Origin of the sequence: Bacillus badius NBRC 15713 (assembly GCF_001591605.1) — a bacterium.
Classification (GTDB): domain Bacteria; phylum Bacillota; class Bacilli; order Bacillales; family Domibacillaceae; genus Pseudobacillus; species Pseudobacillus badius.
This window is the reverse complement of sequence record NZ_BCVF01000018.1, coordinates 70,708-77,095: the sequence shown is the minus strand read 5'-3', so window position 1 is coordinate 77,095 and position 6,388 is coordinate 70,708. Positions and strand designations below refer to the sequence as shown.

At 36.6% G+C, this 6,388-nt stretch carries 8 protein-coding genes and 1 pseudogene; 1 reads left to right on the top strand and 8 read right to left on the bottom strand.

Annotated elements, in window-relative coordinates; translation table 11 throughout:
- Positions 1 to 398: 398 nt before the first annotated feature.
- From BBA02S_RS10865 to BBA02S_RS10850, 4 genes are all read right to left on the bottom strand, one after another.
- Positions 399 to 662 carry a CPCC family cysteine-rich protein gene (locus BBA02S_RS10865; protein WP_041114224.1) on the bottom strand — a complete coding sequence of 88 codons (264 nt, stop codon included), beginning with the start codon at positions 660 to 662 and terminating at the stop codon, positions 399 to 401.
- A gap of 422 nt (positions 663 to 1,084) precedes the next feature.
- Positions 1,085 to 1,633 carry a hypothetical protein gene (locus BBA02S_RS10860; RefSeq protein WP_061786751.1) on the bottom strand — a complete coding sequence of 183 codons (549 nt, stop codon included), beginning with the start codon at positions 1,631 to 1,633 and terminating at the stop codon, positions 1,085 to 1,087.
- Positions 1,634 to 1,723: 90 nt separating this feature from the next.
- On the bottom strand, positions 1,724 to 2,125 hold the full coding sequence (locus BBA02S_RS10855) for a DUF3888 domain-containing protein (RefSeq protein WP_041098497.1): 402 nt from the start codon (positions 2,123 to 2,125) through the stop codon (positions 1,724 to 1,726).
- A gap of 83 nt (positions 2,126 to 2,208) precedes the next feature.
- Positions 2,209 to 2,391: a hypothetical protein gene (locus BBA02S_RS10850; RefSeq protein ID WP_041098495.1), complete on the bottom strand. Its 183-nt coding sequence runs from the start codon at positions 2,389 to 2,391 to the stop codon at positions 2,209 to 2,211.
- 356 nt (positions 2,392 to 2,747) lie between these two features.
- On the opposite strand from BBA02S_RS10850, the gene BBA02S_RS10845 reads away from it, so the two are divergent.
- Positions 2,748 to 3,269 (top strand): DIP1984 family protein, encoded by a 522-nt coding sequence (locus tag BBA02S_RS10845; RefSeq protein WP_041114225.1) that lies wholly within the window; start codon positions 2,748 to 2,750, stop codon positions 3,267 to 3,269.
- Between the two features lie 852 nt (positions 3,270 to 4,121).
- On the opposite strand, the gene BBA02S_RS10840 is transcribed toward BBA02S_RS10845, so the two are convergent.
- The 4 genes and pseudogenes from BBA02S_RS10840 to BBA02S_RS10825 form a co-directional block, all read right to left on the bottom strand.
- On the bottom strand, positions 4,122 to 4,382 hold the full coding sequence (locus BBA02S_RS10840) for a hypothetical protein (RefSeq protein ID WP_041114226.1): 261 nt from the start codon (positions 4,380 to 4,382) through the stop codon (positions 4,122 to 4,124).
- Positions 4,383 to 4,697: 315 nt separating this feature from the next.
- Positions 4,698 to 5,150, bottom strand: a pseudogene (locus BBA02S_RS10835) (GNAT family N-acetyltransferase); the annotation flags it as partial.
- 548 nt (positions 5,151 to 5,698) lie between these two features.
- Positions 5,699 to 5,926, bottom strand: a complete 228-nt coding sequence (locus tag BBA02S_RS10830) for a hypothetical protein (protein WP_041098491.1) — start codon at positions 5,924 to 5,926, stop codon at positions 5,699 to 5,701.
- 30 nt (positions 5,927 to 5,956) lie between these two features.
- Complete coding sequence (locus BBA02S_RS10825; RefSeq protein ID WP_041098489.1) at positions 5,957 to 6,388, bottom strand: spore coat protein; 432 nt, start codon at positions 6,386 to 6,388, stop codon at positions 5,957 to 5,959.

Genomic DNA, 6,388 nt, shown 5'->3' with positions numbered 1-6,388 from the left:
ATCCATAAGGGGGTAAAGTAACGGGGCAGATGAATTTATTTAAAAGAGGTGAATAAAATTGATATATTTTTTATTTGGGATAGGTTGGATTTCTATAACAGGTCCTATTCTTCTGGCTGTTGGTTTCGTACTTTTAAAACCCATTATTACCCTTGATGATACTGGTATAAGCATGCTAGTTATTACTTTAATACTTGCTATATTGGATATTTACATTGGGATTAAATTATTTGATAACATCATTGAACCTTGGTTAAAAAAATGGAAGAGATGATTAGTTTTCGTTAGTTAAAAATATCCTAAAGAATTAAATAAATGCTCTATACACCTCTATTTCACATAACACCACAAGTATAGGCATTAAAAATTAATTAGCTAATTTTTGATGCTGGTTGAGCCTATAGGGGCTGCCAATTATTATCCTTTATATCAGAGTTATTGGGGTGTCTTACAAATTTCAAACTACCTTTATCACAAGCTCCAAATTTTATAAAATTATGTTGTGCCTGTCTTAGTGATACTTCGTTAGCTCCACCTTCATAATCAGGATCCTGAAACTGTACTCCATCATCTTCCCAGAAGCATATTTCACAAATTTCATATGTATCTGGCGGTTCTTCGTCTAGGGTCTTGTAACCACAACAAGGACAAGTATATTTCATTCACTCCATTCAGAGGTATCTCTTTTTTATAATAACCTACACCGTTAACTTAAAAGGATTCAAAATGTTCACACGAATACTCCATTACACCTTTAGTCCACATAACCCCACAAGCAGGAAGTTCCGGAGTCTCCCCACCCCTTGCCGATCAAGTTTTTTTGTGTCTTCTTTCCAGATTCTCTATGCAGTCTTTTATACGCCATTAATTCCACAAGGTTTTCAGCTTCTTACCCAGCTGGACCTTTGCATAACCAGCTGCCATCCCTTCCGGAAGAATGGATCCTGCAAGAGACCAGAGATTTATCTGCACATCTTAGCTTATCAGGTAAGCCAAGAGACAGGTATTATCTCCACCATATGACCACTTAAATATCTCTACCAACGGATAATATAGTAACCACCCGCCTGCCATTTTTTACTTACTAATCGATTGAGTCGGCAATTTCCACTAATACTTTTGGTGTCACCTTGTTTGCTAGTTCTTTATTGATTCCCAGTATATACTGCCAATTGTCTTTTTCGAATACAAGGAAACGGAAATGTCTTTCAGCAATATAAATCGCTTTTTGTCCGTCTTTTAACGTGTAGACTGTTTGATGACTTCTATTTGTAGATACCACTTTATTTTCGAGAGGGCGAATATTAATTTTATAATGATTTATCGGTGATTTTTCATTAATAAACTCTATTTCTAAAGAGGCATTGATACTATGTTCCTTGTCTTCCCAAAATCGTCCGAACATATGAGTGAAAGGAATAGAAGGCATTTTAAGCGGCAGCTTTACATCGTTCTTAAAGTGGTTTTCAAATTCAATCACTGCCTCGTGAACAGTTGTAAATCCAATTTGAGTATATACTTCCTCAAGAGGCGGCGGTGTATCGTTTAAATGTGCATAGGCTATTCCATTATTTGTGTCAAAACTTAAGATACTGAATAGAAACAGCACTAAAAAAGGAATACTTTTTTTCAATTTTATCACCCTAAATTATATTTAGGGATAGGTTGCCCCAATCAGTTAAAACCATCCTTATTCTAAAGCCATGCTTGCCAAAAGCTCCAGCTAGTTGAAATGTACTTTAGGATAGGTTTTCAAGTGTTTATAACCAATCAGCTCTCCGTCTGAATTTACCACGACTTTATCTTCCCCATAAGTGATATGCGCACGGTAGTAAGGGTTAACCTTGAACGTGATTTCATATGTGCCGCCAATTCCATCGAGCTGTCTGATCTTCAAGATTTCTGTCTGAAATGAAGCCCATGAAAGGCCTTCCGGCGCCTCTTGATCATCCTTATATATTTCATTGATGGCTTTGTCTATTGGCTCTCTTAGGCTATTGATCAGTGCATATTTCAGTGTTTCACATAACTCAGTATCCGTTTCGTTTATTGTTTTAGAAGCGGCAGATGTGCCAGTGATTACTAATACCGTTGCTACTATCAATGTAACAGCCAATTTTTTCATAAATATCACCTCTTTTTAGCTTTCTAAAAACTAAAAAGATTTATTCACCTATCTTGTTTGGACGAAGCCGCTACATTAAATATTTAATCTTTATCTGCTTTGTCTCTTTTGTCAGAAATATATAAAACTAAAGCGATAACAGTATAGCGCAAATCAGTTTTCATACATCTAGCACATTCAGTAAGGTAATCATCAATAGCGAATAAAAGAAGAAATATGGATATTACAAAGAATCGTTTAGCAGCACTTTTATTTCTTGGCTTCATCAGAAATTTCCTAACTAGATCTACTTTATTAGGATCATTTACTTCATGCTGGGTGATTCCACAAGATTCCCTACCTAATTCAATTAATCGCCCTCATTAATTGAATTAGGTCGCAAAGAATCGAAGAAATACCTCATACACTTTTATTTCACATAACCCCACATTATAGATCTTTCATCGAAGATCTTTTTTTATTACTTCTTCAATTTTCGTGACCGACTCTAGAATAAAAAATATAGAAAGCCCAAAAAATATAGTTTCACAATCACCTATTAATTATAATTTATATAAAACTATCTGGTAAGTTTTAATCTATGTTAAGATGGTTCATATGTTTTGATGAAAGGATCGATTGAATGAAAATAACATTAGCACAAGCCATTAATCTTCTTTCTAGTCTTCATAAAAAAGTTGGAGAATTACAGGGTGAATTTTTTAATGTTCATGTGATTGAGGTTCCAAAAGGAGAAACTTATACACCATACGAAATCACAGTTGAGGCTGTGTTACAGCAGTTATCGGAAGTTCAGCGTGACATATTGGAATTAAAAGAGATCATCCAACAAGCTAATTTAAGCAATCTGGTTGAATGGGATGGTAGCTCAATCTCGATGATTCGCGCGATTGAAACAGCAAAGCAGCTGCGTGAACGACTTGATCTGCTCAAAACGCTTGCCAATACTAAGAAAAGAGAATACAATGTTCATCACCACTCAGGCGCAATAATGGAACAAATCGCTTTATTTGACCCTGCTGAATTCAAAAAAAAGGCCGACAAATTAACTCGTCAAGTTGAATTGCTGTCTAGCCGTATTGATAAAGTAAATTATACGGTTGAAATTGAAGTTCCACTTGCTAATAAGTATTTAGAGGCATAAGTAGCTTTGAGGGTATTGTCCAAATACCTTCATGGGTGCTTATGCACCAAATGAGTTGGGAAGTGTTAGCGACCCTTTGCTTTGTGGGTAACAAAGTATTTAAACTCTTTTCGATTAGTATAGCGAACGGATTCGCTTTACGCTTTACGATCTAACGCCTAACGTATAACGAACGGAATGTATAGTTAGTTCAAATAAATGCTACGTTCCCAAACTCATTTTCAGAGCATTCTAATACCATCCAATCAGCCTGGTTGCTGTATGAACAAGCAGAGCTTTATGTACCGTATTCCTTAGAGACCAAACTGTCTTTAAAATAATTGTTTAAGCTTCTAAGGCGAATAATGAGGAAGAGCAGAAGAAAATTCACCTAGTAAGCTTGCTAAAATAAAGGATGTATAATCGAAAGAGAATTCACATTATCATTGACTACCAAACACCTCCAGCCATTGAGGATCAAGTTAGAAGAATAGCTTAAGACCTAACTTTTTTGTGTCGAAATGATTGACTCACATTCACTTTTCGCTTACTTGCCTTTCTTTAGCAGCAAATGCGAACCGATGGCTAAGGGTATTATGATTAGGAAATATACAGGAACGATAAAACAGCAATCATGACGACTAAAGACGAACTCAGCAAAGTAAAGCTTATTAGGACAAGTCCGTTTATTTGATTCGATAATAAGAAAATTCACCTTCTTTTTAAGCCTGCTTATGAATAATTTAACTCGGTTTCGATCAAGCGCAATCAGAACTCGCCGCCATGTTCAAAGCCGCTAATGAATGGCTATCTGCAGGAAAAGGAATGAAGCATTTACACAAAATTATTGGGGGTTTCTCAAAAAACTACAAATTATCTGAATATTTGAAACAGTGCAACCAGATAATACGCTACTGGAATTAATGTAATAATAAATCCAATTAATCGCAGAGATTTTTTAAACTGCATAGCAAACCCAATAGCCCACAGTAAAAACCAGAGCCAATAGCGAGAATCATTATTTCGAACAGCGCTTTCACTTATATCGCTCATGCTATAAGCGATGAATGACATAATTAAGACAAAGATCCCTGAAATGATAGTATATGAATAGCGCAAAATCTTATTTTCCATTCCCACCCCACCTTATTCCCTTTATTGGAAATTATATACTTAATTCTACACGATCATTCTTAAATAAAAAAGGTATTTGGGAGGGTCCACACTAACTCACACAACTTTTTAAGGGATGCTCATTTATATTCAAGCGAGATTACATAGCCTAATGTCTCATAAATTCGTAGTTTGATATCGTCACTGAATTCGAGTATCAGATGCTCTGAACTATCCAACCTGATTTGTCGGACAAATTCCGTGTTAATCCTTTTAAACGCGGCTTCTGCCGCGGCATTATCCAATGATTGAAGCAAGGTCCTTTTTCAGCAATACTTAATTTCCTTCCTTCTCACCCCATGCTGCATGACTAAGCTTAACCCTCCAAATCATGTGATCTAAACCTTCACCCCAATAATCCTTTCATAGACAATCAGGAGCTCCAAATTTCTTCTTCCAGATTTTCTGTGCATTGACATATCCGCTGTCTAAACAAAATTCCTTTATACCTTTACTCTGTAAAATAGAATACATTGCGTGTAATAGTAAATCTCCTACTCCCATTTTCTGATAGTCTGGATGAACAAATACAGTACCAACCTCATTTAGTTGTTTGAAAGTGTTGTTTGTGCCATGACATATGAGATCGCTTGCTGGGCCATATTCAATTGAACCAATAATTTTGTTGCTCTCCACGGCAATCAAAAAATATCGCTTCTCCCCATTGCTTTCCACATCGCTTTCTAAGTATTTTTCTTTAAGTGCCACTTCATCGTTCATATCATGTAACTATCCCTCGCCATTCAGAAGCAGAAATACAATCGCTCTATCTATTCATCGGAAAAACGTAAAGAATTGGAGAGCATTTTATGAATAGCGGATATAGTCTATGAATCAATTCAGCTTTATCAAATAGAGATAAATAGCGAGAAGATAGATAATAATGTGACCGACAGCCCAAGTTTTATAAAAGAATAGTAAGTATCCCTTTTTATGCCGTAAGAGAATCAGCACGCCGAGAGCGATGATTACAGTAAGGATGTATAAAGGACTGTATATTAGTTGAGTAAGCAAAGCAGTATATGCCAACGCTAAAAAGACCTGACCCGGTACGATACCGGATTCAGGTCTTTTTAGCTGCCTAGTGAAAGAATCGGTCACTTCAGTTATCAAGGGAGTTTCGTTCGCTATAAAGTGGTTTTCGACTATGGCATCCTATCCTTTATAGTTATGAGGGAAAAGCTTGTTTCGGCTTGCCTCCTTTTCCCTCATGAAAAAAGAATACATGCTGCTGCGTATCTTTATGAATAGAAGTGACATAGATCAATCACTTGAATTTATTCGGACAATTTGTCTAATAGATTGTTCAAACTAGAGTTTGTCGAATCCGTCATAGGGAGAAACTGCTTTTTCAACGCTTCCAGCGATTCAGCCTGGTCTTTTTTGAGACTTTCTTTCCATTTAGCATTGGTGCGTTTCTGCTGAAAGCTGCTTAATAGATTTTTCATTAGGCGCTCATTATGTTGACGCAAGCTCTCGACCATATCCCGACTTGTCTTATCCATCCTGCTCCCCTTCCTCGTTTTGTTCAAATATTATAGAATATCTAATTTGACTACAATAGCGACAAGGATTTGAAGCATAGCTTGAATGTTAACAGCCAAGTCTGTATCAGTCGTTGTCACTTTTACATTTTTTGATTTTTCGATAATTGTTTTTTGGACATTTCGTTGTTTAGTGCTGATAAACTGCTGGATGTCTTGAGCTACGGATTTACCTTGGTCTGTATCACCGATCGTAACGCTGATCACAGCTGCGATGGCTGCTTGGATGCCTAGCTGCAAAGATATGGCTGCTTGTGTATCTGTCGTTTGGACATCGACGCCTTCAGAATCTTTCACAATGATCCACTCAAAGGATTGTTGTTTATTAGACACCACTTGCTCGCCCTCTTGCACTACATCCTCGTTTTCCTGACCGCAGTGATTATCACAATGGTCCAATGCTCTCCACTCTTTTTCCTTCAT